Annotated in this window: 26 protein-coding genes and 6 tRNA genes; 10 read left to right on the forward strand and 22 right to left on the reverse strand. The window is 39.1% G+C overall.

The features are described 5' to 3' along the window. The first annotated feature begins 156 nt into the window (after positions 1 to 156). From F952_RS08540 to F952_RS08555, 4 genes are all read left to right on the forward strand, one after another. The gene (locus F952_RS08540; RefSeq protein ID WP_004925739.1) at positions 157 to 915 is read left to right on the forward strand and encodes a Nif3-like dinuclear metal center hexameric protein; all 759 of its coding nucleotides are present in this window, start codon (positions 157 to 159) and stop codon (positions 913 to 915) included. Positions 916 to 1,121: 206 nt separating this feature from the next. Further along, positions 1,122 to 1,748, forward strand: a complete 627-nt coding sequence (locus tag F952_RS08545; protein ID WP_004925742.1) for a superoxide dismutase — start codon at positions 1,122 to 1,124, stop codon at positions 1,746 to 1,748. 179 nt (positions 1,749 to 1,927) lie between these two features. After that, positions 1,928 to 2,003 (forward strand) — tRNA-Asn (locus F952_RS08550). Between the two features lie 7 nt (positions 2,004 to 2,010). After that, a tRNA-Asn gene (locus F952_RS08555) sits at positions 2,011 to 2,086 on the forward strand. 105 nt (positions 2,087 to 2,191) lie between these two features. Here the strand turns inward: F952_RS08555 and F952_RS08560 are convergent. The 3 genes from F952_RS08560 to F952_RS08570 are packed head-to-tail and all read right to left on the reverse strand — an operon-like array spanning position 2,192 to position 4,710. Beyond that, positions 2,192 to 2,827 (reverse strand): YitT family protein, encoded by a 636-nt coding sequence (locus F952_RS08560; protein WP_004925744.1) that lies wholly within the window; start codon positions 2,825 to 2,827, stop codon positions 2,192 to 2,194. Then, entirely contained in the window at positions 2,811 to 3,302 is a 492-nt protein-coding gene (locus F952_RS08565; protein WP_004925747.1) for an Lrp/AsnC family transcriptional regulator, read from the reverse strand. The genes F952_RS08560 and F952_RS08565 overlap by 17 nt, the downstream gene beginning before the upstream one ends. A 31-nt stretch (positions 3,303 to 3,333) precedes the next feature. Beyond that, positions 3,334 to 4,710 (reverse strand): amino acid permease, encoded by a 1,377-nt coding sequence (locus F952_RS08570; RefSeq protein ID WP_004925749.1) that lies wholly within the window; start codon positions 4,708 to 4,710, stop codon positions 3,334 to 3,336. Positions 4,711 to 5,008: 298 nt separating this feature from the next. On the opposite strand from F952_RS08570, the gene F952_RS08575 reads away from it, so the two are divergent. Further along, positions 5,009 to 5,084: transfer RNA gene (locus tag F952_RS08575), tRNA-Asn, on the forward strand. Positions 5,085 to 5,124: 40 nt separating this feature from the next. Next, positions 5,125 to 5,589: a DUF2726 domain-containing protein gene (locus tag F952_RS08580; RefSeq protein WP_004925754.1), complete on the forward strand. Its 465-nt coding sequence runs from the start codon at positions 5,125 to 5,127 to the stop codon at positions 5,587 to 5,589. Positions 5,590 to 5,602: 13 nt separating this feature from the next. Here F952_RS08580 and F952_RS08585 read toward each other — a convergent pair whose 3' ends face one another. The 7 genes from F952_RS08585 to F952_RS08615 form a co-directional block, all read right to left on the reverse strand. Beyond that, a complete protein-coding gene (locus F952_RS08585) occupies positions 5,603 to 5,803 on the reverse strand; it encodes a hypothetical protein (protein ID WP_004925756.1) in 201 nt (66 codons plus the stop codon). A gap of 164 nt (positions 5,804 to 5,967) precedes the next feature. Next, positions 5,968 to 7,266, reverse strand: a complete 1,299-nt coding sequence (locus tag F952_RS08590) for a dicarboxylate/amino acid:cation symporter (RefSeq protein ID WP_004925759.1) — start codon at positions 7,264 to 7,266, stop codon at positions 5,968 to 5,970. A 553-nt stretch (positions 7,267 to 7,819) separates the two neighbouring features. Continuing rightward, positions 7,820 to 7,904: transfer RNA gene (locus F952_RS08595), tRNA-Leu, on the reverse strand. A 24-nt stretch (positions 7,905 to 7,928) separates the two neighbouring features. Further along, positions 7,929 to 8,002: transfer RNA gene (locus F952_RS08600), tRNA-Trp, on the reverse strand. 50 nt (positions 8,003 to 8,052) lie between these two features. Then, positions 8,053 to 8,137: transfer RNA gene (locus F952_RS08605), tRNA-Leu, on the reverse strand. A gap of 102 nt (positions 8,138 to 8,239) precedes the next feature. Continuing rightward, positions 8,240 to 9,034: a protein kinase domain-containing protein gene (locus F952_RS08610; RefSeq protein ID WP_004925763.1), complete on the reverse strand. Its 795-nt coding sequence runs from the start codon at positions 9,032 to 9,034 to the stop codon at positions 8,240 to 8,242. Positions 9,035 to 9,037: 3 nt separating this feature from the next. Further along, entirely contained in the window at positions 9,038 to 10,543 is a 1,506-nt protein-coding gene (locus F952_RS08615; RefSeq protein WP_004925766.1) for a DUF3336 domain-containing protein, read from the reverse strand. Positions 10,544 to 10,710: 167 nt separating this feature from the next. Here F952_RS08615 and F952_RS08620 point away from each other — a divergent pair, with 167 nt between their 5' ends. Both F952_RS08620 and F952_RS08625 read left to right on the forward strand, forming a co-directional pair. After that, the gene (locus F952_RS08620) at positions 10,711 to 11,601 is read left to right on the forward strand and encodes an ATP-binding protein (RefSeq protein ID WP_004925770.1); all 891 of its coding nucleotides are present in this window, start codon (positions 10,711 to 10,713) and stop codon (positions 11,599 to 11,601) included. A gap of 106 nt (positions 11,602 to 11,707) precedes the next feature. After that, on the forward strand, positions 11,708 to 12,880 hold the full coding sequence (locus F952_RS08625) for a DUF6670 family protein (protein WP_004925772.1): 1,173 nt from the start codon (positions 11,708 to 11,710) through the stop codon (positions 12,878 to 12,880). A gap of 48 nt (positions 12,881 to 12,928) precedes the next feature. Here F952_RS08625 and tsaD read toward each other — a convergent pair whose 3' ends face one another. Beyond that, positions 12,929 to 13,951 carry a tRNA (adenosine(37)-N6)-threonylcarbamoyltransferase complex transferase subunit TsaD gene (tsaD, locus tag F952_RS08630; RefSeq protein WP_004925776.1) on the reverse strand — a complete coding sequence of 341 codons (1,023 nt, stop codon included), beginning with the start codon at positions 13,949 to 13,951 and terminating at the stop codon, positions 12,929 to 12,931. 145 nt (positions 13,952 to 14,096) lie between these two features. Between tsaD and rpsU the strand changes: the two genes are divergently transcribed. Both rpsU and F952_RS08640 read left to right on the forward strand, forming a co-directional pair. After that, complete coding sequence (gene rpsU / locus F952_RS08635) at positions 14,097 to 14,312, forward strand: 30S ribosomal protein S21 (protein WP_001136722.1); 216 nt, start codon at positions 14,097 to 14,099, stop codon at positions 14,310 to 14,312. Positions 14,313 to 14,349: 37 nt separating this feature from the next. After that, positions 14,350 to 14,793, forward strand: coding sequence for a GatB/YqeY domain-containing protein (locus tag F952_RS08640; protein ID WP_004925780.1), 444 nt, complete (start codon positions 14,350 to 14,352; stop codon positions 14,791 to 14,793). A gap of 48 nt (positions 14,794 to 14,841) precedes the next feature. Here F952_RS08640 and F952_RS08645 read toward each other — a convergent pair whose 3' ends face one another. The 11 genes from F952_RS08645 to F952_RS08695 all read right to left on the reverse strand — a co-directional run bounded on the left by F952_RS08645 (position 14,842) and on the right by F952_RS08695 (position 25,903). Continuing rightward, positions 14,842 to 15,192: a hypothetical protein gene (locus F952_RS08645; RefSeq protein WP_011182264.1), complete on the reverse strand. Its 351-nt coding sequence runs from the start codon at positions 15,190 to 15,192 to the stop codon at positions 14,842 to 14,844. Positions 15,193 to 15,283: 91 nt separating this feature from the next. Further along, a complete protein-coding gene (locus F952_RS08650; RefSeq protein WP_457921492.1) occupies positions 15,284 to 16,693 on the reverse strand; it encodes a M48 family metalloprotease in 1,410 nt (469 codons plus the stop codon). 167 nt (positions 16,694 to 16,860) lie between these two features. Continuing rightward, positions 16,861 to 17,826 (reverse strand): 2-hydroxyacid dehydrogenase, encoded by a 966-nt coding sequence (locus F952_RS08655; protein WP_004925787.1) that lies wholly within the window; start codon positions 17,824 to 17,826, stop codon positions 16,861 to 16,863. Positions 17,827 to 17,836: 10 nt separating this feature from the next. After that, positions 17,837 to 18,484, reverse strand: a complete 648-nt coding sequence (locus tag F952_RS08660) for a hypothetical protein (protein ID WP_004925790.1) — start codon at positions 18,482 to 18,484, stop codon at positions 17,837 to 17,839. 92 nt (positions 18,485 to 18,576) lie between these two features. After that, positions 18,577 to 20,466 (reverse strand): M48 family metalloprotease, encoded by a 1,890-nt coding sequence (locus tag F952_RS08665; RefSeq protein ID WP_004925791.1) that lies wholly within the window; start codon positions 20,464 to 20,466, stop codon positions 18,577 to 18,579. Positions 20,467 to 20,547: 81 nt separating this feature from the next. Continuing rightward, the gene (gene purF, locus F952_RS08670) at positions 20,548 to 22,086 is read right to left on the reverse strand and encodes an amidophosphoribosyltransferase (protein ID WP_004925794.1); all 1,539 of its coding nucleotides are present in this window, start codon (positions 22,084 to 22,086) and stop codon (positions 20,548 to 20,550) included. 24 nt (positions 22,087 to 22,110) lie between these two features. Then, positions 22,111 to 22,698 (reverse strand): CvpA family protein, encoded by a 588-nt coding sequence (locus tag F952_RS08675; protein ID WP_004925797.1) that lies wholly within the window; start codon positions 22,696 to 22,698, stop codon positions 22,111 to 22,113. 3 nt (positions 22,699 to 22,701) lie between these two features. After that, positions 22,702 to 23,706: a quinone-dependent dihydroorotate dehydrogenase gene (locus F952_RS08680; protein WP_004925799.1), complete on the reverse strand. Its 1,005-nt coding sequence runs from the start codon at positions 23,704 to 23,706 to the stop codon at positions 22,702 to 22,704. A gap of 91 nt (positions 23,707 to 23,797) precedes the next feature. After that, positions 23,798 to 24,280, reverse strand: a complete 483-nt coding sequence (gene gspM / locus F952_RS08685) for a type II secretion system protein GspM (protein WP_004925802.1) — start codon at positions 24,278 to 24,280, stop codon at positions 23,798 to 23,800. Beyond that, positions 24,280 to 25,419 (reverse strand): type II secretion system protein GspL, encoded by a 1,140-nt coding sequence (gene gspL, locus F952_RS08690; protein WP_004925805.1) that lies wholly within the window; start codon positions 25,417 to 25,419, stop codon positions 24,280 to 24,282. Before gspL ends, gspM begins: the two co-directional genes overlap by 1 nt. 28 nt (positions 25,420 to 25,447) lie before the next feature. Then, on the reverse strand, positions 25,448 to 25,903 hold the full coding sequence (locus F952_RS08695; protein WP_004925808.1) for a SixA phosphatase family protein: 456 nt from the start codon (positions 25,901 to 25,903) through the stop codon (positions 25,448 to 25,450). Positions 25,904 to 25,936: the final 33 nt, after the last annotated feature.

Below are 25,936 nucleotides of genomic sequence, written 5' to 3' on the forward strand. Positions count from 1 at the left end.
TTAATGTGTTGAAGGAAATATATTTTTCGTTATTTTAAAGCATATCATCTAGGATGGTTTAAACACCTAAAAAAGATTTGTCTAGCTTTAGTTACATTTGAAAATATGCTGTTATAAGATTTGGTTTAGGTTAAATATCAGATTAAGGTTAGTTTCATGGCCCATCTTAATGAAATCGTACAATGGTGCGATCAGACACTCAGTTCAAATCAGTTTAAAGACTATGCTCCAAATGGTCTTCAAATTGAAGGTGCCAGTGAGGTCAATCATATCTTATGTGCTGTGACTGCATCAGATGCTGCTATTGACGCGGCAATTGAAGCAGGTGCCAATGTATTGCTTGTCCATCATGGTTATTTCTGGAAAGGCGAACCTTACCCCATTACTGGCATGCGTGGTCGACGCATCAAAAAACTGATTCAACATAATATTTCCCTACTCGCCTATCATTTGCCCTTAGATGCCCATCCATCTTTAGGCAATAATGCAGCCATTGCAGACTTACTCGAACTTAAACATATTGAGGCACTAGATCCAAACGAAAAATTTCCAATTGGCAATATTGGTGATCTAAAACAAGCACTTTCCCCAGAAGCATTCAAAGCAAAATTACAAGACGTATTTGATTTCAATATCATCCACTTACCTGCACAAGTTGAATCGATACAGAAAGTGGGTTTTTGTACGGGTGGCGCTCAGGATTTTATTCATCAGGCAGCCGTGCAAGGTTGCGATGCCTATATTTCTGGTGAAGTCAGTGAGCGTACTTTCTATGAAGCGCAAGAATTAAATGTTCATTACTATGCCTGTGGCCATCACGCAACTGAACGTTACGGCGTGCAACGCCTTGGAAAAGCTTTAAGCGAACACTTTTCACTCGAATACACTTATTTTGAGTTGAATAATCCCATTTAAGACGTATTTATTACAGGTAAAGCTTTATACGTATTAATTCGAGCTTTATTGTGTATTGTTATTTAAATCGATGCCCTATTGCATAAATAATCATTTACAATAGAGCCACTAAATCAAGGGACTGTGAGCTTTTTGCTCAAAAAATACTTTATTAAGAAAAGTATCAGCAGTTCCTTAAATACCCAGCTAACGCAAGGAAATTAGACATGACAACCATTACTTTACCTGCATTACCTTATGCTTACGATGCGCTTGAGCCACACATTTCTAAAGAAACTTTAGAATATCATCACGATAAGCATCATCAAACTTATGTGACTAACCTCAACAACCTGATCAAAGGTACAGAGCTTGAAGGTCAGGAACTTGAAGACATCATTAAAGCAAGTGCAGGTGATTCATCTAAAGCAGGTATTTTCAACAATGCTGCACAAGTATGGAACCACACGTTCTACTGGAACTCGATTGCTCCAAACGGTGGTGGTAAACCAACTGGCGCACTTGCTGCAAAAATTGATGAAGCGTTTGGTTCATATGAAAAATTTGCAGAAGAATTCACCACTGCTGCAACCACTCAATTTGGTTCAGGCTGGGCTTGGTTAGTCGCTGACGAAATCAATGGTAAACTTTCAATTACTAAAACGTCTAACGCAGATACTCCACTTGCACATGGTCAAGTTGCTGTATTAACGATTGATGTATGGGAACATGCTTACTATATCGATTACCGTAATGCACGTCCTAAATACATTTCGACTTTCCTTGAAAGCCTAGTCAACTGGGATTATGCGAATGCTAAACTTGCAGGCCAACCTGCTGGTGTAGAAAAATAATTTTATTATTTTTCAAAAAGACCACTCTTTATTGAGTGGTTTTTTTACATCAGAAAAACAAAAGATGGATAATAAAACACCACAACCCACTGTTTTGTTTATAATTAAGTCAATCAACAACATAAATTAAAACATTTGCTTGACCAAGTAAAAGCTTCTGCATAAAATGCGCATCAGATTCTCCAATAGCTCAGTCGGTAGAGCGACGGACTGTTAATCCGCAGGTCCCTGGTTCGAGCCCAGGTTGGAGAGCCACTGCTAATCTCCCATAGCTCAGTCGGTAGAGCGACGGACTGTTAATCCGCAGGTCCCTGGTTCGAGCCCAGGTGGGAGAGCCAGATTCAAAACCCTCATATTGATTCAATATGAGGGTTTTTTAATGCTCTTTTTCCTACATAAAAAAGCAGCGCGTTAGACACTGCTTCCTTGTCTCTCGTTTAGGATTAAACGACATAACGATCTGGGCGATGATTTAGCGTTAAAATCAGATTTAAAATCACAGCTCCCAATATTGAAATCAATAATAACGGAAAACTAATGAATGCCATCGAAGCCACTAGAATACAAATATCTAACCCCATCTGAATTTTTCCAGCAGGAATTTTGTAGCGTTCTTGAAGAAATAAAACCAATAAATTAAAACCACCCAAGCTAGAACGATGCCGAAACAAAATCAAGAAACCCAAGCCCATAAAAACATTTGCCAAAATAGTGGCATATAGAGGAGATAATGCATCAAGATGAATAAATAGAGGATGCACTTCAGTTAAAATGGATAACAATCCAACAGCCAAAAAGGTTTTAATGACCATCGGTGTACCAAGTCGCTTGAAAGCAAGATAATAAAATGGAATATTGATCGTAAAAAAGACCAATCCAAATTTTATTCCAGTCATGTAATGAATCAAAAGTGATAATCCAGCAGTTCCCCCTGTCATGGCTCCTGCTTTTTGCATCAACATCATGCCAAATGAAATAATAAAGGTCGCAATGACCATCGCCAGCATATCTTCAATCGATGAATGCGATTTTTTAGGAATAGTCACTAGAAAATCATTGGGTTTAGCCATGTGTGTCATTTGACTTTCCTGTATTCATCATCTGATGATTTTCTTTAATACGCTCTAATACAATAGAGGTATTAAAGTTCCCAATACTAATATTGAGTGACATTAACTGATTGATTAACTGACTCATCTGATTCAAATCTTCTACCGTCACTTTGAGTACATAGTCATAACTTCCCGTCAGCTTATACACCTCACGAATCATTGATTCATTTTTCACAAAATCCAAAAATTTTTCTAAAGTTTCCAAACTATAATGCTGTAATTTAATCTCGATCATCCCCATAATGGGTTGTTTCTCTGCTTGTGGATGAACCTGCGCAAAATAACCAATAATCATGCCCTTTTGCTCAAGTGCAATCCGACGACGCGAACATTGTGATGTTGATAAACCAATAATCTCTGAAAGTTCCTGATTACTCAAACGCCCATTGCTTTGCAAATGCCGTAAGATTTTATAATCGTAATCATCCAAACCTTGACTCATTTAAACTACCTCAAATTAACTGATCAGTGATTTATTGATCCAATACAGACTCAGTCATCTTACTGGCTGGTGCCTTAAAACGATAAAAAATATAAAGAATTCCTAGCCACACAGGAACCAAAAATACAGCGATACGCATCTCTGAGGTGTAGCTCATGATCAGTAGAATAAAAAATACAAATGCAATTGTAATATAATTGGTAAATGGTGCACCCAAACTTCTAAAAATTGGTTTACGGCCTGCTTCTAGCATGTATTGACGAAATTTAAGATGAGTAATCGAAATCATGAGCCAATTAATCACCAGAGCAGCAACTACCAGCATCATGAGAAGATTAAAAGCTTTCTCAGGCATTACATAATTCAACAATACGCAAAGCGCCGTTACCATTACTGATGCATACACTGCATACACTGGAATACCTCGCGCATTCACGCGCTTTAACAGCTTAGGTGCATTGCCCTGTTCGGCCAACCCCAAAAGCATACGACTATTACTATATACACAACTGTTATACACCGATATTGCGGCAATCAGTACAACCATATTCAAGACATGTGCCACGCCCGTATTATTTAAAGACTGGAAAATCATCACAAAAGGACTTCCCCCTTGTGCCACTTGATTCCAAGGATAAAGACTCAACAATATAGCAATTGCACCGATATAAAAGATCAGAATCCGATAAACAATTTGATTGGTTGCTTTCGGAATAGTTTGCGTTGGATTTTTCGTTTCTGCTGCTGCTATACCCACCAATTCCAGGCCACCAAAAGCAAACATGATGAATGCCATAGCAATGATTAGCCCTGTCCAACCATTGGGCATAAATCCACCATGTTGCCACAAGTTTGCAATTCCAGCATGAGCCCCTGCTGTTCCACTCAGTAGTAAATACGCACCAAATCCAATCATGCTAATAATCGCAATAATCTTAATGCACGAAAACCAGAACTCAAGCTCACCAAAAAATCGAACATTAATAAGATTGATAGCATTGATTAAGACAAAGAAGACCAATGCTGTCAGCCAAGTCGGAATTTGCGGCCACCAAAATTGCACAAAAATACCAATTGCGCTCAGCTCCGCCATACTTACCAATACATACAGCACCCAATAATTCCAACCAGACATGAAGCCTGCCATAGAGCTCCAATATTTATGTGCAAAATAACTAAATGATCCACTTACAGGCTCTTCTACCACCATCTCCCCTAACTGTCGCATAATTAAAAATGCAATCATCCCCGCAATCGCATACCCCAACAGAACAGCAGGTCCAGCCAACTGAATCGTATGTGAAATACCTAAAAATAATCCTGTACCTATAGCACCACCAAGTGCAATCAACTGGACATGTCTATTTGATAGTCCTTTCTTTAATTCATGCGCATGCTGATCTGTCATTCAAATTTACCCTAATTATAGCAATGCAATAAATTTGCAATTTATGTGCCATATCAGGATGTATACTCATTAAAAATACATATTAGCAATAATTTTGCAAAAACATTAACAATTACAAAATTCGTGCATCAAAATAACGCATCCGTATTTCTATCCTGCACCCAATATACCCAATCACATGCAAATTAAGGTTTGCGAATAATTTTGCTTATTTTTAAGGCATTCAAATGTTTTTTTGAATTATTTCATTATTATGGGTTGACCAATGTTAGCTAGCCCCCTAGAATGCGTTCCAGATTCTCCCATAGCTCAGTCGGTAGAGCGACGGACTGTTAATCCGCAGGTCCCTGGTTCGAGCCCAGGTGGGAGAGCCAAGATTTTGAAAACCCACTCATTTGCGAGTGGGTTTTTCTTTTGGGTGATATCAATACGGTGTTTGGTCTGGTTCAAATATTCTTTATTATTGTTGGTTGTCTAACCACGCTTGCGCTTGTTTTACTTGTTCTAAAGTCTGTTCTTTTTAGAAAAAAACAATTTTTTGCTCGTCCCGTAATTACAACATTTGAATCTAAAATGTTTTTCCAGCTCAAACAAGCTTTTCCTCAACATCATGTTTTAGCACAAGTCGCATTTAGCGCACTTATCACCAGCGATCAATACAAAGTCAGGCAGCAATTCAATCGCAAGGTCACTGATTTTGTGATCCTCAACGAAAAACTGATTGTTATCGCTATTATTGAGTTAGATGATCCGAGTCATCTAGATAAGGTAGAACAAGACCGATTACGTGACCAGATGCTGAATGAAGCAGGCTATCGTGTACTCCGCTATACAGAGATCCCATCGATACGCCAATTATCTAAAGACCTCTCAAAATAACCTCATGGCTGGGTTATTGTGAGTCAGATTGCTTTTTCTGTGCATGTCGCTGAGCAATTTCTTCATGTTGCTGCTTGTAACGTTTCTGGTTTTCTGCATCACTTTTTGCAGCCAAAAATGCCAGAGCAATGATCGCAATAGGAATCAATAACCCCAGTCCCATTAATAGCCATGGCACTTGCTTTTTTTTAGAAATGGTTTGATTTGTATTCATCAAGCCTGTATCGCCCTATTACTCAATATAAACCCAACCAATATAACAAACTCTTTCTTCAATAGAAGCTATCCTGCCCAAAAAAGGCTGATATCAAATACAAAAAAGCCTGCTTATGCAGGCTCTCTATTATCGTGACTTAATCACACAACGATAATTTCAATTTATGAATGACCTGTCGTACTCACAGGCACGATGTCATCTACGATATGCGCATCTTCAATCACTTCATCATGCTCATGTGCTTCAGTTTTAGCAACTACTGCTGTCGCAATACTGTTTCCAATCACATTGGTTGCAGAGCGGCCCATATCCAAGAACTGATCAATTGCCAAGATCAATAAAATACCAGCTTCTGGTAGCTTAAACATAGTCAAGGTCGCTGCGATGACAACAATCGAAGCACGAGATACACCTGCAATTCCTTTACTGGTAATCATTAAAGTCAGTAGGATCATAATTTGCTGTGTAAAACTCAAATCAATATTGTAGGCCTGTGCAATAAATAATACTGCAAAGGACATATACATCATCGACCCATCAAGATTGAACGAATATCCTAAAGGAAGCACAAAGCTCGAGATTCGTTTAGGTACACCAAACTTGTTTAAACCTGCAATTATTTTTGGATAAGCAGATTCGCTGCTTGATGTCGCAAAAGCAAGAGCAGCGGGTTCACGCATAATTCCCAATAAACGAAATACATCTTTTTTCAGGAAAATATAACCCACTGAAATCAAAACCAACCACAACAATGCCAGACCCGTATAAAACTGACCAATAAATACACTGTAATCAATAATTAACATTGGACCTTTAACCGCGATTGCAGCAGCAATTGCAGCAAACACAGCCACTGGAGCAAAAGCCATGACATAGTCAGTAATCTTGAACATAATTCTGGCGAGCTCATCAATCAGGCGCGCAATCACCGTACCTTCTTTGGTTTGATGGTTGACATAAGCCAATGCTGCACCAAAGAAAATAGAAAATACGAGAATCTGCAAAATTTCATTGTTTGCCATAGCTTCTGCAAAACTACGCGGGAAAATATGCGTAATGAAATTCTGTAATGTCAAATTGGCTGTGGTTACACCAATATCCACATGCTCAACAGGAATGGCAAGATTCATCCCTGCGCCTGGCTGAAAGAAGTTTGCCAAGCCCATACCCAGTAACAAGGAAATAAGAGAAGCACCGATGAACCAGCTCATGGCTTTTAATGTCACTGAGCCTAAAGATGAAGATTTACCCATTGAAATCAGACCAGATACAATGGTTGCAAAAACCAATGGACCGATGATCATTTTAATTAATCTTAAAAATACATCTGTCACAATTTTAAAGTACGATGCGATTTCTGCAGTTTGAGTTTCATTTAATGCACTGTGACATGCCCACCCAACAAGAATCCCTGAGACCATTGCAATCAAAATATATTTGAGCAATTTTTTCTGATTCATACATTATTTCCTTTTAGCAATCACTTTTCATCGAAGAATCTAAAGATATTGCATAACTTTCTTCGATGAACATTCCATGTTTATCAAACCACGTAATCACTTTTAAATTGCTTACGAAATATTCGATATCACCTATTTTTCGCAAGTTTTACCTCTTTTGAATTAAAAGAAAAATGCAAAAAACAATTTATCTATGCAAAAAATGCATAGTTGATTATTAAATGTATATTTAAAATGCTATATGAATGACAAATTTTTAAATTTTGAGCTTGGTAGTCTTATAAAAATAGAATTATATTTTTTATAGGTTTTTAGTAAAGCATTTAAAAACAAACTGAAATACTAAAGCAGTGTTTTTTAAGTCCAAACACTATCTAAACAAACACATTGATTTATCACACAACTTTTCAACAATTTTCTAAAAACTCAATACATAATGGGCTTACCATTTTTTATTGAACGACATAAAAAAACCCACCATAATTATGGTGGGTTTTTATGCCATTTAACTCTGGCTAGAGTAGATAAAGTTAAGATTTACTTTACCTTTATATGGTGGGGGCGAAGAGACTCGAACTCTTACACCTTGCGGCGCTGGAACCTAAATCCAGTGCGTCTACCAATTTCGCCACGCCCCCAAAACTGGGTTTTACAACAATATCTGGCAGAGGATCAAGGACTCGAACCTTGACGAACGGTTTTGGAGACCGTCATGCTACCATTACACCAATCCTCTATCACTTTGATCTTATTCAGATCTTTAAAGCATATATTTTGCTTTAAAATTGGTGGGGGCGAAGAGACTCGAACTCTTACACCTTGCGGCGCTGGAACCTAAATCCAGTGCGTCTACCAATTTCGCCACGCCCCCGATGGCTGTGTATATTATTGATAAAGCTTCCTCATGACAAGTCTTTTTTTGAAAAAAACATTTGGTTGTTTAAATAAAAAACAAATCAAGGGTTTATGTTTATTATATCGACAATTTAAGCTGTTCAAAGCTTATTTTTGCCTGTTTGACTGTCGCGCAACGTTGCTCTTTTTGCTTTGCAAGCAAGATTTTAAATAATGGAAGAAGATGCTGATATCGCTCAGGTAACACGGGATAAAATTTCTGACAATGCAAATATGCCCAATCCCGATAACCTTTTGCATAAAGACGTGTTTCGCTGAGCCATTCATACAAAATAATGCCAAATGCATAAAGATCACTCTGTATCGTCTTATAACTTCCATGAAATAATTCTGGAGCCATCAAACGAGGCGTTGCCGTCATTTCTTGCAATGCAATATGACATGACGGATAAATTGCCTGTTCAAAATCAATTAAACATACGCTTCCATTAAATTTAACGAAATGCTCTGCTTTAAGATCACCATGAATACAATTTATACCTTCAAATTCAGCCAGAGCGCCTAACATCTTATCTATAGTTGTATAAATTTCTTTTAAACTTAGTTCAGAAGCAGGTAGATGAAATACGGGTTCTGCATGTGGTAAAACAATGGCGTAAGGTTCTATAGGCTCGCTATGTTCGATCTGGGTCTTATCAATGATTTGAACAGGTAAAATATGCGTGAGGTATTGCTCTGCCCATTGATAAAAAGACAGTTCGTTATAAAACGAGCGTTGAGTCGAACTCTCTCCCCGACTACATTGCAACTTTAACCAATATAGTTGATTCTGACGTTCGAATGTATATAAGCGGCGCCCAAGTGCATAACGCCGAGCTTTTGTTGTTAAAGTCAAATTTTGTAATACAAACATAAATTAAGCACTGGCTTTTTCAGCTTGTATATATCGATTTTTTTGATAATCCAGTACCTCGATACAGTGCTGAATCGTTTTACCAATCCGAGCATGTGTTTCAATGGCAGAAATTTTTGGCCATGTGGCACGCTCTCCCTGCTGTTGAAGTAACTTAAATAAGTGTGGTCGAGGGTTTTGCAGCATATATGCATACTGCCGCAGATTGAACGGCGCAATGATATTGACGTCACCATAATACCTCTGCCCCACTATGCCATAACCATGATCAAGCAAGCGTCTGACTGGCGGAACATTGCCTAATCGTTCACGGGTAAAATCCATGATGCCTAATGAAATCACTTTACCTTGACGACGTAAAATACGTTGCGGCCAACTCAGAATATCCTTTCGATAGCGTGATGCATCGCTCTGCATAAAAGGAACCACATGCGGATTGACTTGACTGGCAATCGTATAATTCAAATTATATAAACGCGCCATTTTTTCCTGTGGAAAATCACTTCTAACGCTGCCATCTACCCATTTAGTATTGGCCATATAAGGCGTATGGCTACCGTCACGTTTTTTACTGGTCAGACGTACAGGCGGAAATAAAACAGGCACTGCACATGAAGCCAACACAGCACTCCAGACCAAAAGATTAGGTGCAGTGTACGCATTTAAGATTCTTGCATTTTGCGAGCCATCATAAGGAGCAACAGCAACATTAATATGCAATCCAGATCTTTCATACGCTTCTGAAAAGGTTAAGTCGCCCAGATTTTCAATCAAAAACTTTTTCAGATATTTCACATCCGCAAAACCGCCATTTCCTTTAAGCAGGTCTCTGACACCACGAAAATGAAAAGCCTCACTAAAAAAGTTTTCGCCTAATAAAATTTTCTGAAATTCTGATGCAGTTGAAGTACCAAGCATACCAGCCATAATCGCACCAGCACTTGAGCCTGATAACACTCTCGGCATCAAATCTTGCTGGATCAGAGTTTTACATACTCCACTATGAAACAAACCCAAAGTAGCACCACCTGAAAACATGAGTGCTGGCTGTCCATAGGTCTTTTGACAATTTTTAAAGAATTTGAGTTTCTCTGCCACCGTTAAGGTCTGACATTGACTTGCCGCAATAAATGCGAGTGATAAAGATACTTCCTCAATATAGTCCTCGATAATTTGCTTGGTTCCAACATAAGTGGCTGCAAAAAGCATTGGATGTCCAATGTTGGCAATATCATGCGTTAATCCCTCCTGTAACAGATATACAGAATCCATGACGCGCTGTTGCAGGCGATATTTACGTAATAAATTGAGTCGGTATGAGATCAGCTCAGCATCAAAATAGGCAGAACAGTTATCATATTTCCATTCTTGCAAACCCGTTTCTTCATCGAGTTGCAATGCGGTAGATTTCCACTCTTCATAGCTTTCGGCATTTTCAAGCTGGTATTTTAATTTTTTTATGCGATGAGCTTGATAAGGATTCATATCTGACTTTTTTATGCCTAACATACGTTGTCCTATGTTGGTTTCCGTTGTAGAAACTATGCAATGCTTAAAGACCGAGATCAATTGCGAAAATGTTCTGATCTTCTCTGATTTAAGATAGCCCTTCCAACAAATGATGAGTACATATACTCTATAGCTTATCTTTTGTATTGTTGTGAATGTGAAGACACATGGCTAGCTTAGATTTACCTGATCATTTAATCCACACCTTATCACAAGTTTTAAATCAGCTACATGAGGTTCTACCAAAGATTCGTCAAGAACCTGATTTCTCAGCACCTGCATTTAAATGGCAAGATAAACAACTTAAGCCCATTTTTGACCCCAAAAAATTTGATTTGGATGATTTAAAAGGGATCGAAACACAAAAGAAAAAAATTATTCAGAATACCTTACAGTTTTTACAGGGTCTGCCAGCTAACGATATTTTACTTACTGGATCACGCGGAACAGGCAAATCAACCATTGTTCGAGCACTTTTGAACACGTACCAACATCAGGGATTAAGGCTGATTGAAATTGAGCGTGATGATTTACGTGACCTCCCCCTCATTCAGAACATTATTGCAGATCGCGCTGAAAAATTTATTGTGTATTGTGATGACTTGGCATTCAATGCCGAAGATGAAAACTATCGTAGTTTAAAAAGCGTACTGGATGGCTCACTACAATCTGGTTCCAGTAATTTTATTATTTATGCAACAAGTAACCGTCGTCATCTTTTGCCAGAATTTATGCACGAAAATACCCCAGTTACCAAGGTAGATGTCCCTCAATATAAAGAATTACATCCACAAGAAGCGATTGAAGAAAAAATTTCTCTTTCAGACCGATTTGGTATGTGGCTGTCTTTTTATCCAATGGATCAGGCACTTTATCTTGAAATTGTGGAGCACTATATTACACAAGCCAATCTGATTTTTAATGACGAAGTACGCGCAGAAAGTTTGCGCTGGAGCCTAGGACGTGGCCAACGTTCTGGACGTGCAGCCTATCAATTTTCAAAACACTGGATTGGATCACAGCTTTTAAACAAAGAATTGTCAGACAATCAAAGTTAAAATACGTCCTGTTTTGACCAAAAACTGACTCAATTCACCCTGTAGCCTATCTTATAAAACTCATTACACTGAGAAGTATAATTTATAACAAGATAGGCTTTAAGCTATGAATATTTTTCCTCCTCCCAAGTTTTCATCCAAGGCAGAATGGTTAGCAAAAACTATTCATCATTTGGCACCGTTATTGAATCAGGCCTCTACGCTCACACCTCAATCTTTTCAACATGATCATATACTTCGTTTTCATACAGAAGACGAATTTTACTCCTACACACACTATCGATTTTGTTTTCCAGATTTGCCAGAACCGCTTGACTACCTAAACATTAATGTGGTTCTAGGAACTGCAGGTTTTTTATGTTTTGATCAGAATGATTTATCTGGCAACGAACCACGCAAAAATGCAACGCTATGCTGTAGCTCAGGTTTGTCTGAACATCATCATTTAAAAGCTTACCTTCTCGATCATCAACAAGTCATTTTAACTCATGACAAAATACTAATGGGACAAGAACTTTTAATTCAAGGGAGTTATCCCTATTTTGTAGTTAAGGGTGAATTTCCAAACATGCAATTCGAGCTCAAGCTTCATATAAGTAAACAAGCGTCTTGGTATGCAAAGACAATGGTCTATGATCATCTGAGTTTATTGATGCAATATGAAGGACAAATCAGTACTGATGGAGAAGTACGGTCTATTTCAGGATTAGGATCTTTTGAATTTGCTCGCAGTGCCACCCCACATTCTTTATACAGCCAGCATTTAGAAATTCTGGATAAACTGCCGATTCACTTTGCCACGCATCAGGTGATCAATTTAGACGATCAAACACAATTGCTGTTAGATCGTGTCGACCTGGCAGGAAAACCTTTACTTTATTGTGCTCATATTCGACATTCAGGCGGATTTTGTGAAACATATTCAGATGTCGCATTCAACATAATCAAATATCAACAGCACCCCACGCTGTCGCCTTTTGGACAATATACGCTACTTCCCGAACAATTCGAATGGTTAATCTATGACAATAATGGTGATGTACATCTCAAACTCATGGCCGAAATACATGAAAATCCTAAATTTGGACATGGATTAGGCTATAGCGCTGGATTTAGCTATCAAGGAGAATATGCAGGCACATTGATTTCGGGAAAAGGCTATCTTGAATATGTTGATGTCGTAGATCAGAACGAGATTCTGGAAAAATTTTGTATAGAGTCATCACAAGGCCTTCTAACTCCACCAAGCACACAGACATCATCGACAATCATACATTAAATCAATCCTGACGAAGCTGTGGATCAACTTCGTCAAACATGTTTTGATTTATTCGATTATCTCTGCTGGACGACTCAATTCAGTCATTGGCCAGCGCGGTGTGGTAGTGACCACCAAATCATCACATTGCCCAGCCTTTAAACGTTGATAGCCTGCAAATGCAATCATTGCACCATTATCTGTACATAATGCAGGTTCAGCATAATAAACTTGTGACTTGATTTTTGATAATGAATGCTCAAGGCGCTCACGTAATCGCTGATTGGCACTCACACCACCCGCAATCACTAGACGTTTTAAACCTGTCTGCTTTAAAGCCTTCACAGATTTCTTCACCAATGTATCGACAATCGCCTCTTGGAAAGAAGCCGCAATATCAGCATCACGATTTTCTTCACCCAATTTTTTGAGCTGAACAGAAACTGACGTTTTTAGGCCGCTAAAAGAAAAGTCTAAGCCTTGATGAAGCATGGGGCGAGGAAATTCAAATGTTTCTGGGTTCCCCTGCAAAGCTAATTTTGCAATATTTGGTCCACCCGGATAAGGTAATCCCATCATTTTAGCGACTTTATCGAATGCCTCACCCGCAGCATCATCAATAGACTCACCAAGCAACTCATATTGACCGATACCATAAGCAGCCATGAGTTGAGTGTGACCACCCGATACCAATAAGGCAACAAATGGAAATTCTGGTGGCGTTGCAGAAAGTAGCGGTGCAAGCATGTGACCTTCCATATGATGAACACCAATGGCAGGTTTATTGAGTGCAAATGCCAGAGTTCGGCCAAATAAAGCACCTGTCATGAGGGCGCCCATCAGACCAGGCCCGCGCGTGTACGCCACTGCATCAATCTGAGATTTTTTTACTTGGCTGTCGTTTAAAAGCTGATCAAGAAGTGGAATCATTTTTCTGACATGATCACGAGACGCAAGCTCGGGAACTACACCACCATATTCAGCATGCAGTTTAATCTGACTGTAGAGTACTTGTCCGAGCAAGCCCTTTTCACTGTCATAAAGCGCCAGACCTGTTTCATCACACGATGTTTCAAGACCCAAAACAATCATTCAACCGCCTATTTGATGCTACTAAAATTGTGTCAACGCTATTATAGACTTGTGATATCAGTTGTAAATGAGTAAAATACTGACCTTCACTTGTCATCTAGCGCAATGGTGCGTTAGATGTTATCCATAATCTAGAGGATTTTACATGCCACAAGTTAAGTTGAAAGAAGGCGAACCAGTTGACGTAGCTATCCGTCGTTTCAAGCGTTCATGCGAAAAAGCAGGCGTTTTAGCTGACGTTCGTAAGCGCGAGTTCTACGAAAAACCGACTCAAGAACGTAAACGCAAAAAAGCTGCTGCTGTTAAACGCTACCAAAAGAAATTGGCTCGCGAATCTGTACGCACTACTCGCCTTTACTAATTAATTTGTGATTGACTGCCTAAAAAAGATGACGACGATGACTTTAAAAAACCAGATTACTGACGTATTAAAAACTTCAATGCGTGCCAAAGAAATGGCTGTAGTAACGGTGATTCGTGGTCTTCAGGCAGCAATTAAGCAAATCGAAGTCGATGAGCGCAAAGAGCTTGACGACGCGCAAGTTCTTGCGGTCATCGAAAAGCAAATTAAACAGCGTAAAGAATCGATCAAAGCCTTTGAAGGCGCTGGTCGTGATGATTTAGCTAGTAAAGAGCAAGCCGAGATTGAGGTTATTTCTCAATTTCTACCAGAAGCTATGACTGAGGAAGCGCTTGACTCTCTCATTGAGCAAACGATTTCTGCTCAAGGTGCTACTAGCATGAAAGATATGGGTAAGGTGATGAATTCTCTACGTCCGATCATAGCCGGGCGTGCCGATCCTGCTCAAGTATCTTCGAAAATTAAAGCCAAGCTTAGCTGATTTTATTGATAATCAGTTCTTTTCAGATTTTAATTCATATTAAATGAACTAAAAGTTACATTGAATATTATATTTCTTTAAGATCTGCATTTCTTTAGACATCATGACTTGTTGTACGAGTGATTCTTTTGTCATATTTGCATATGACAATGGTAACTCTGAGCGATATTGATTCGTTACCTCATATAAATCCTGTACATAACGATTTACGATTGAACAGTATTGTTGCTGCTGTTGTAAAGAAAATTGCGTTTGTCTTGGGTTTAATGTACTTAAAAAATTACGCATTTGGGAATTATAATTTTCAGATATTTTTTCTACCGAACGCACATACCGCTCAGGTACAGCCGCATGCAATAATGATACAAACAAACCGCAAAGTATCAGCAGCACAATCATCTTTTTATTCATTTCATATAGGTTAAAATTTTAATCTCTGTCATTTATACAACGCTATTCTATTTTTCTCAATCTTTATATGTATACAGGCCTAGATTTTCATCGTGTAATCTGATTGCATCTGCTTTAAGCGACTATCAATTCTGGCAGATAAGGACTCATTTCCTTTAGCAAGGCGCTGCGCATGCAATAATGATTTAATTGCATTTTCCTCATTGCCCGACCAAAACTGCACTTCCGCACGGTATCTAAGTGTATTAACTGTCTGTACAGGAGATATCCGATCAATTGAAGAAGCCTGTTGCATTAATTGCCACCCTTCTAAATCTCTCGGATTTCGATTAACAAAGGGTTGTATTAACTGCAAAGTATCTCCTGCTTTACCTTGTAAAATCATGACCTCTGCAAGTTTATAGGCCAATGCTCGACTTTCTGGCATTGCACGTTGAATGTTAACAATAGACGAATATGCCTGATCCAATTCATTTTGTCCCAAATAAATATTGGTCTGTATTAAACAATAAAGAGTATTCTCATTAAACTGAGATTTTATATCATCTAATTGCTTCTGCGCTTTTACGAAATCACCTTGCCCAACATAATAAGCACCTAGCGCCAACTGCGCCTCTTTATTGCCTTGTTTAACTACATTTTCTAATATTTTTTCTGAAGATGGATCTGAGACTGCCAGCGTATACCATTTTAATAATTGGAAATTCGGGTCATAAAGCTTAGTTTCAACTTTTGGAAGCTGATTGGCGCGTAAACGGGCCTCGCTCATACGTTCAGTTGTGAGAGGATGAGTCATCCAGAAATCAGGCATGAAGCTTGAGCCTACACGTGACCGCTGCATTGTTTCAAAAAAGTCTGCCATACTTTGAGGGTTGTAACCCGCCGCATACATATATTGCATACCAATACGATCAGCTTCACGTTCCTGATTACGGCTGTAGGTCAGTTGTCGATCCATAAGTGCAGCCTGAGTGCCTAACATCACCGCAGAACCAACATCAGCATTTGATGTTGTCGCAACAGCAGCGCCCACCAGTATACCGGCTAAAGCGAGTAAACCTTGTCCCTTAAAGGCTTCTTGTGAACGACTGTAATGACGTTGTGTAACATGAGCTACTTCATGCGCCATTACCCCAGCCACCTCATCAATATTTCGTGCATTTGCGATTAAACCTGTATTTAAGGCAAATAACCCACCTGGAACAGCAAATGCATTAATTTGAGGATCTTTAATAATGACCAATCCTACTGGCTGAGTAATTGAAGTTTGAGCTAAAACTCTTAAAAATATCTGGGAATATTGCTCTTGAAGCCACGGATCATGCACAACAGGCATCTGCTTTTGTATTTCTCGAAATACTTTTTCGCCGATTTGTCGTTCTTTTTGCTGATCAATCAGACCAACACCACCTCCAATTTCAGGTACATGAAACTGGCTATCCACATTGCGAACATCAAAATCAGAGTGAGCTGATACAGTTAACATCATACAGCTCATAGCACATGCCAAAAGGCTTCGTTTCAATATCGCACTCTATCTAGCTGAATTTCAAATACTATAACATTCCAGAATTTTCAAATTCGAAATAAAGTGTTATGAAATTTTAAAGTATCCCAATACTTTCTAAAAATAAAAACCTTAGCGCTTAAAGATGATTAAAAATCTGGATTAACTAAATAACGAGGCGTTTTACCTTCTAAGGCATCAACCAGATTTTTATAGGCCAGTTGTGACATCTTCAATCGTGTCTCTGCTGTAGCGGAGCCTACATGTGGCAATGTCACCACATTATCCAGATCAAACAATTCAGATGCTTGCAACGGCTCTTTTTGATATACATCCAAACCAGCAGCAAAAATTTGCTTTTGCTTAAGCGCCTCAATCAATGCGCTTTCATCAACCACAGAGCCTCTTGAAATATTTACAAATACAGCATGTGACTGCATCTGCTCAAATTCTTGAGTACCAATCAGTGCTTGAGATTCAGTATTTAAATCTACCGCAACCACGATAAAATCTGAACGTTGAAGTAAATCTTGCATTGAACAGTATTCAGCGTTTAAAGGCTGAGCCAGCACCAGTTTTTCATGACGGTTATGATATAAAATATTCATATTGAAGCCATACAAACCACGTCGAGCAATTGCCGCACCAATATTACCCAGACCAATGATACCAAGTGTTTTACCAAAAATATCCTGCCCAAATTGAGCTGCACCTACCGTTCTTTTCCATTCGCCAGCTTTGGTCCATGCATCAAGTTGCGGAACTTTTCTTGCAGCACTCACGAGCAAAGTAAAAGCAAGGTCTGCTGTAGTCTCAGTTAATACATGAGGAGTATGTGCCAACCAGATTTTTTTCTGATTAAGATACTGCACATCGTAGTTGTCATAGCCAACGCTGACTGTAGAAACAATTTTAAGATGCTGTGCAGGAGCAAGGTTGTTTTCATTGAGTAAACGCCCTGCACCAATCATGCCATCTGCATCAACTACTTCTTGACAGATCTGTTCATTGATATCACCTTTTTTAGGATCCAGAACAACAACCTGATATTGCTGCTTTAATTGCTCTAAAATACGCGGATCTATCTGACTAAATACAACAACCTTTTTTTTCATCATCTTCCCTTTAAGCGGACTGCATCAATGTCCATAACCGTTTTTTCAGTCTTGGCTGCTCGAGCATTTCTGCCAAGCTTGCAAGCGGCATCAATTGCGCATGTCTAACAAATTCTATTTGCCCTAAACATAGTATTTTTTTATCTAATGTTAATGCATCTAAAAACCCTTGCACATAAGCACCAACGCCACGATTATCTCTAAAATTTAATAATGGAAATGGCCAGTTTAATTCCGCATAGGTGCCAGAAAGTGCAGATTGAATATTCGTCCATAACTTACGCTCGGCATCACTCAATGTAGTGGTTTCGACCAGTAAAACACTCTGTCTTAACACAAAAGCTTCCAGACGAAATTGGCTTAAAGTGATAGATATCTCTAAATCAATCGTCTTATGTTGTTTAGTTACTGGATTCTGTATGGGTTGTTGAACAATTTCAATAACATCTGGTTGCACTAAAATAGGTTCAGAAGAAGAATCTTTTGGAGTATGTTCAACACTCTCTTTAGCTGAAATAGGAATTAAAGGCTGATCATACTGCTCTACGCTCTGATCTCGCCATAATGAACTCTTTGTATTTTTCTGGACAGCAACATGACGTGGGATCCATACATCCACACCCATGGTTGCTAAAATATTTCTCCGCTGTCCAATCATGATTTACTTGTCTACCACTTAAATTCCAAGCCATTTTAGCCTGTCTGTTCACATTTTGCAGTCTTTTATATGCTCACAACAGCGACTGCATTTTAAATAATCATAAGACTGTTTTTCTTTTGCATTTGCTCCACAATATTGTCACTTTCGAAGCCAAAACGCCAGTAAAGCAGTTCAAGCACATCCATTTCATCCTGAGTAATAATACGATCACCCCATAAACACATTTCTGCTACGCCCAAAATACTTAAACGATCACGTAATAGTAAGCCAGCAATATCATTAAGTATTTCAGCCAGATCAATTGGCTCATCTGAAATTTCGCTATATTGCTGGATTTCCTGCATGGTTAAAATACTTTGTAAAATTCGCTCCCGAACTTCAAGCTGATTCGGACTATTAATTTGTTGGACATGTAATAAAGCATCAATCAAACGTACAATTTGCGGCTTAACATCCTCCAAAGCAGAAGGCGTATGCATTGGCATCAGATTCAGCTCGTATTTAACCCGCTCTAACAACAACGCATCGAGCAAACCAATTTCACCATCCTCTTGAATAATTAAAGCCAATCTTGTTAAAAATTGGCGTGCAATGCTGGCTGGCATATTACCAATATTGCCACATGCCTCATGGAAAATTTGCACGTGAACACGACCATCCATATTCAGTAAAGCATCTATAATTGCCTGACTCACTGCTGCATCTGGCGGGATAAACTCTCGGTACTGGCGAATCATTAGAATCGCAACCATCACTTCACGAGAACCCGTAGCGGTCTGCAATGCTCTTTGTACTAATTCTGGACGAGAAATATTATGCCGAATTTCTGGATTTAACGGCTTAATTGCATCATTGAGCGCAAAACTAATTGGAGACAATCTCAATAATGGTAGAGGTTGTGGTGAAGTCCAACTTACATGAAATTCATCTTCATACTCATCCATTGGCATAAACAAATTAAATAAGTCACGACTTTGCAATTTCTTTAAATTTTCAAGCTGTGAGTCCTGTAAAATTAAAGGATTCAAGCGATGAATACGATCTTCAATATTTGGATGAATATTCATCCAGCTTTGAGGGCTCAAAGAATTGGCAAAGCACATATGCGCAATTGCTTCTGAGTAAACACTATGAATTTGTGACCCCGCATGGTGTACATAGATGCGCAATAATGTCTGGAGATTGGCATGACTATCAATCAGTTGCATCGTTTTTAAGTCATTACGAAATGTGCGACGGCTTAAGGTGAGATATTTTATAAAGCGGGTGATCAAAATGCCCATACTTCCTGTGAGCCAGATCACACCACCAATTGCCACCAAAATTGTTTCAAATTTATGCCGTTTATTTTTTTGATACGGCTTAAAACCTAGTTTGGCAATTTTACTTCCCCATTGGCTAAATGTAGTTAACCCACTATATAGAATCTTGAGTTTAGTATTTTCGATAGCTTCACCCGAGAGTATCTGGTTAAACTCATGTGCCATTAAACCATGTAGCTCCAACTCATCCAGATTCTGCAAAGCTCCCCATGTCAAAATAATCACAATATCTTTGGAGTGAAACCCTGCGGTTAAAGCATTTACACCCACTTCATCAGGTAATACATAAAGCGATGGTGTTTGCAAAGCAAATTTTTCTGCCAATTGATCTGTAATTTTTAAAGCAGCACTTTCTTCTGGTGTACTTTCCAATAGCAACAGTTTACGAGCATTGAGCTGTTTTGCCAATGAATGCCCACCCTCACGAAATACATAAAACTCGTAAGCCGCAGATCCACCAATAATGAGTAACAACAATATCAATAAATATGGACTTAAAACATGCCAAAGAATTGATTGAGTATAATCAAAAAAATGAACAGCCAAACCTAGCGTAACATTGAGAATAAAAATGGTTAGTGTCATAGCCAATAAGCACATGCTGATTGACCACATCATATTTTTATTTTCAATCAAATAATGACGAACTTCTCTCAAAGTCAAACAATCCTAGTGATATTGTTTTGTCCAATCATAAAATAAAAAAGCGGGAAAAACCCGCTTTTTCATCAACAAATCTTATAGCTCTCGAATTCCAGTCAAATCCACAGAAGCAGCATCGATATTCACATCAATATAACTATCCGCTGCATTTTTGGCAGTATCGTTGCGCTTCTTCTCAAGGTTTTCAAGATAAGCCTTATCAATCCCACCTGCCACATACACTCCATCAAAAACAGAACTATCAAACTCTGTCAGATCAGGTACTTTGGTGGTACGTACAGCACTTTTTAGATCATCCAGGTCTTGGAAAACCAAACGGTCTGCACCGATAATTTCACGAATCTCTTCAACACTACGTTGCGAAGCAATCAGTTCTGTCTTGGCAGGCATATCAATACCATAGACATTTGGATACTTCACCATAGGTGCAGCAGAGGCAAAATATACCTTTTTAGCACCAGAATCACGCGCCATTTGAATAATTTCATTACAGGTGGTACCGCGAACGATTGAATCGTCTACAAGCAATACATTTTTACCTTTAAATTCAAGCTCAACTGGGTTCAGCTTTTGACGTACCGATTTTTTACGTTGTTGCTGCCCTGGCATAATAAAGGTACGTCCGATATAACGGTTTTTCATAAAACCTTCACGGAATTTCACACCTAGAATATTCGCCAGTTCAAGTGCTGATGTACGACTTGTATCTGGAATTGGAATTACGACATCAATTCCGTGATCTTCACCCCACTCGCGCAAGATTTTATTTGCCAGCTTCTCACCCATCTTTAAACGGGCTTTATACACAGAAATACCATCAATAATGGCATCTGGACGCGCAAAATAAACATATTCAAAGATACATGGGCGATGCTGTGGATTTGTAGCACATTGCTTTGTAAACAATTCACCCTGATCATTGATGAAAATTGCTTCGCCTGGCTGAATATCGCGTTCAATTTTGAATCCGAGTGCTGTAATTGCAACAGACTCAGAGGCAATAATATATTCAACGCCCTTTTCAGTTTCACGCGAACCATAAATTAATGGTCGAATCCCATTTGGATCACGGAAACCAACAAGACCATGTCCAGTGATCATCGCAACTACGCCATAAGCACCCTTGCAGCGCTCATGCACACGAGAAACCGCATGGAATACATCTTCTGATGTAGGCGATAACTTGCCGCTCTTTTGCAATTCGTGCGCAAACACGTTAAGCAAAACTTCGGAATCGGAATCTGTATTCATATGACGCAAATCTGTTTTAAACAGATCATCGTGAATTTCTTCAGCGTTGGTCAGATTACCATTGTGTGCAAGCGTAATTCCATAGGGTGAATTCACATAAAAAGGTTGTGCCTCAGCACTACTTGAGGAACCCGCAGTTGGATAGCGCACATGACCAATACCGTAATTACCGATCAAAGCACGCATATGACGAGTATGGAATACATCACGCACCATTCCATTGTCTTTTCTGAGAAATAAACGGCCATCATGGCAGGTTACAATCCCAGCTGCATCTTGCCCCCGATGCTGCAACATCGTTAATGCATCAAACAACATTTGGTTAACTGGCGCTTTACCGGCTATACCAACTACTCCACACATAGCAACCTCGCAGACAAGCTAGGATTAATAAAAAGGGTTTTGCGTCGAGTGATCCGAATGATCTTTTTCATGATCAGATTCGGCCACTTCATTTGAGGATCGATGAAAAAAACGACCTTCGGATGTTACTTCTCGTATGGCTTCATTGGCGACGTCTTTCGATAATTCTGTAGCCAATGGTGCATAAGGCAATAAAATTTGAATAAATTTAGATTGTTTCCAGTGAGGAGAGCTTTCAACCCAGGGACCCACGCCTTGCATGGTGATCAAAACGATCATCAGACCTTTTAAAGTACCAAATGCCCCACCAGCCAAACGATTAACTGGACCTAGCTTGATACTTCTAAGTAACATGTCCAACAGGGCAGTCACAATCCAAGTCAGAACAATAATTAATAAAACGATAAATGCAAATGCAGCAATTTTTTGCACAACAGGATCATGACTCAACATCATCATACTTGGTGCCAACACATTGGCGTATTTTGCGGCTACAATGAGAGCAAATATCCAGCCAATCAAGTTCGCAAAGGCTTTAATAAATCCTTGTCGCAAACCGTTGAGCCCTCCAATGAGCAAAAATATCAGAATGATGATATCAAGCGTATTCATCGTTTAAGTAATAGCACTCACGCATTCTTTGATTAAATCTGGTCCAGTATATATGAGGCCACTATAGATTTGTACAAGGCTGGCTCCTGCATCTTTTTTAGCTACAGCATGCTCACCTTGAGTAATACCGCCAACACCAATTAATGGAATCTGATCATTTAAAACTTTTGCAAAGCTACGTAAACATTCGGTACTTTTTTCAAAAACAGGAGCGCCTGACAAACCACCCGCTTCATTACCAAAAGGCAAATTTTCTACACCTTCACGAGACAAAGTCGTATTGGTCACAATCAGACCATCAATTTTAAAAGTCAGTAACTGCTCAGAGATAAACTGAATATCTTCATGGGTTAAATCTGGTGCAACCTTGAGAACTAAAGGCACATAATGATGATATTGCTCGGCAAGTTCTAACTGACGTTTCTTCAGCGTTTCAAGTAACTCCGTTAGAGCATCACCACTTTGTAAGCTACGGAGGTTTTTGGTATTTGGAGATGAAATATTAACAGTGATATAGGAAGCGTAGTTATATACTTTTTCCAGACAAATCAGATAATCATCAACTGCATTTTCGACAGGTGTATCGGCATTTTTACCAATATTGATCCCTAAAATACCTCTGAATTTTGCAGCTTTGACATTTTCAACCAGCTGATCAACCCCCTCATTATTAAACCCCATGCGGTTGATGATTGCTTTTGCTTCTGGGATTCTAAATAATCTTGGTTTTGGATTACCCGATTGAGGACGAGGAGTAATCGTGCCTATTTCAATAAAACCAAAGCCTAATCCAGCTAGAGCGTCAATATATGCGCCATTTTTATCTAGACCCGCTGCTAAACCTACTGGATTTGGGAATTCAATCCCCATACAAGTGACAGGCTTTGGTTGAATAGTCTGGCGTAACATTCCCATTTTATGGGCTGTTTTTAACATAGACAAAGTTAATTCATGTGCACGCTCGGGTGCCAAAGAAAACAACATAGGGCGAGCAAGCGAATATAACATAGTCGATCAAAGTCTTTAGCTTTTGAGGTGCACCTATTATAGGCACAGGTCTCATAAAACACCATGCTTGTGAACGCTTTATTTTAAAGACTTAATGTACTGTCGCCGTTAATTTAATCTGATTATTTGCAGAAACTAATTCCATCTTTTCAACACTTAACCCCATTTGGCTGAGCTGCATTAAAAAATTTGCCAAGACTGCATAGCTCTGATGTTCAGCAACGATTTGTAACTGTTCTCCAACCTGTTGAGAAGAAACACTCAATCCTTGCTGCTGTGATATGCGCTGAACTTTTTCAGCCACACTCAATTGCCCCTCTCCTTGCGGCTTCATGGTGACTGCATTGCTCTGCATCCAGACCATTTGATCTTTTAAATCAGTTAATCTTTTTTGCTGTTCATCGGCGAGTCGATGCATACTCCATAATGCCCACCCAACCCCAACGACAACCACAAAAACTGTGGTAAATACCACCATATACCGCTCACGCACCGACATTCTTTCTAGTGCTTCATTCAAACGCTCAAGTTTCTGGTCCAGTGTGAGCTGAAAACGATTTAATCTATTATTCATTATTGTACTTTCACCATCCCAATCGAGCCTGCTCCATTGGCCTGAACTTGCCCCAACTCTGCTTTAAATCCTTGCTGATTAAGTTGCTGCGTCAAACTTTGTAAACTGTCTGACGAATTTGCTTTTAATTGCATGGTTAAAATATTGGCTTCATAATTGACTTGCTGCGCTGTGACTTGTCGCTGCATCAAAATCGGCCCAATCCGGCTTAACAGATTTAGAGCATTTGTGTCTCCAGCCTGATTCATTCTTAATTGGCTTTGAAACATACTTTTAATATTTTGCTCAGTCACTCGGCTGTTTTCCCCAAACCAGTCTTTATATTGACTAATTGATTGAGCCACCGTTTGGTCTGCCACTTTCTTGAGTTGGATCCATCTTAAAAGATCATAACTAAACTGAACCATTAATAACAATACAAAAACTACAGCACAAACTTTCCAGTAACTAGAAACAGCCAAATCTTTCTTAGGTTTTGGTAAAACATTAAAGGGATGCTGCTTGGCTTTTACTGTCGGCTGAAACTGATAATCATAATTTTCACACTGCTCTTCTGTCGTGATCAACTTCAGCGCATCCAGTTGAAGTGACGTCAGGTTACTGTAGCGATAAAATTCAGCGACTGGATTCAACTCTAAATATACAGCAAGATCATCCGTACTTGTGCCTCCCCATTCATCAAATCGAATTAAGGTCTGATGCTGAATATGAGCAATCACGGTCTGATTTTTAACAGGGACAGGCAACAACAAAAAGTCTGGTAATAATGCAATCAATTTAATTGGAAGTAAGCTAAGCGACTGCTGCCACATCGTAATTGTCGACTGTGACACGCCCAATACTGTAAGCCGATCTGGCGAATGAAAATGATGCATGACATGCACTTGATCAATAGGTAATGTCATGTATTCTTCGAGCAAATACCGAATACCCTCTTGCCCAAGCTGTTTATAATGCGCTTTGGAGATTTTTTGTTGTATCAACTGTATATAACGACTTGAAAAATAAACAGTGGTTTCATGGCCTTGATATGGTTGAATATCGTGTATTAACTGTTCGATACTAACCGCAGCCACCCAGTTTTCACCTGCTGACCAATACCAGACTCCGTCTGTCTCAGGCATCCATAAATACAGCATAAATCTGACACTACCGTTTTGATTTTATTTATATGGTGGGTATAAAACTTTTTTCTTGAGTTGACAAGCCATTTGCAATAACAGATTGTGTATAAATACGCGCCTCAGCCAAAGCAAACGGATTAAAATTTTCATGCGTGAGTTGTTCTGCGATATGACCAACCACATTCATATGACACACCACTACTACAGAGTCAAAAGGAAGCTGTGATAACCAATCAATGGCTTCTTTTGCATCATCCTCTGGTTTAATTTTGTCACAGAGTAATACAGGAACGTCAGGGAAAAACTTCTGGATATGTCCGAGCGTCTCTTGTGCACGTAACAATGGACTCACCACAAATACATCTGGCACAATCAATTCTTTTAGATACTCGGCCGTTTGTTTTGCCTGAGCATGACCTCTTGCTGTTAATGGTCTTTTGGTATCATTTCCATCAATCGCTGGTGAAGCCTCACCATGACGAACAAGCGTAAGTTGCATAAAATTTCCTTGTTTAATATCGATTGATTATAA

Origin of the sequence: Acinetobacter baylyi DSM 14961 = CIP 107474 (assembly GCF_000368685.1) — a bacterium.
GTDB lineage: Bacteria > Pseudomonadota > Gammaproteobacteria > Pseudomonadales > Moraxellaceae > Acinetobacter > Acinetobacter baylyi.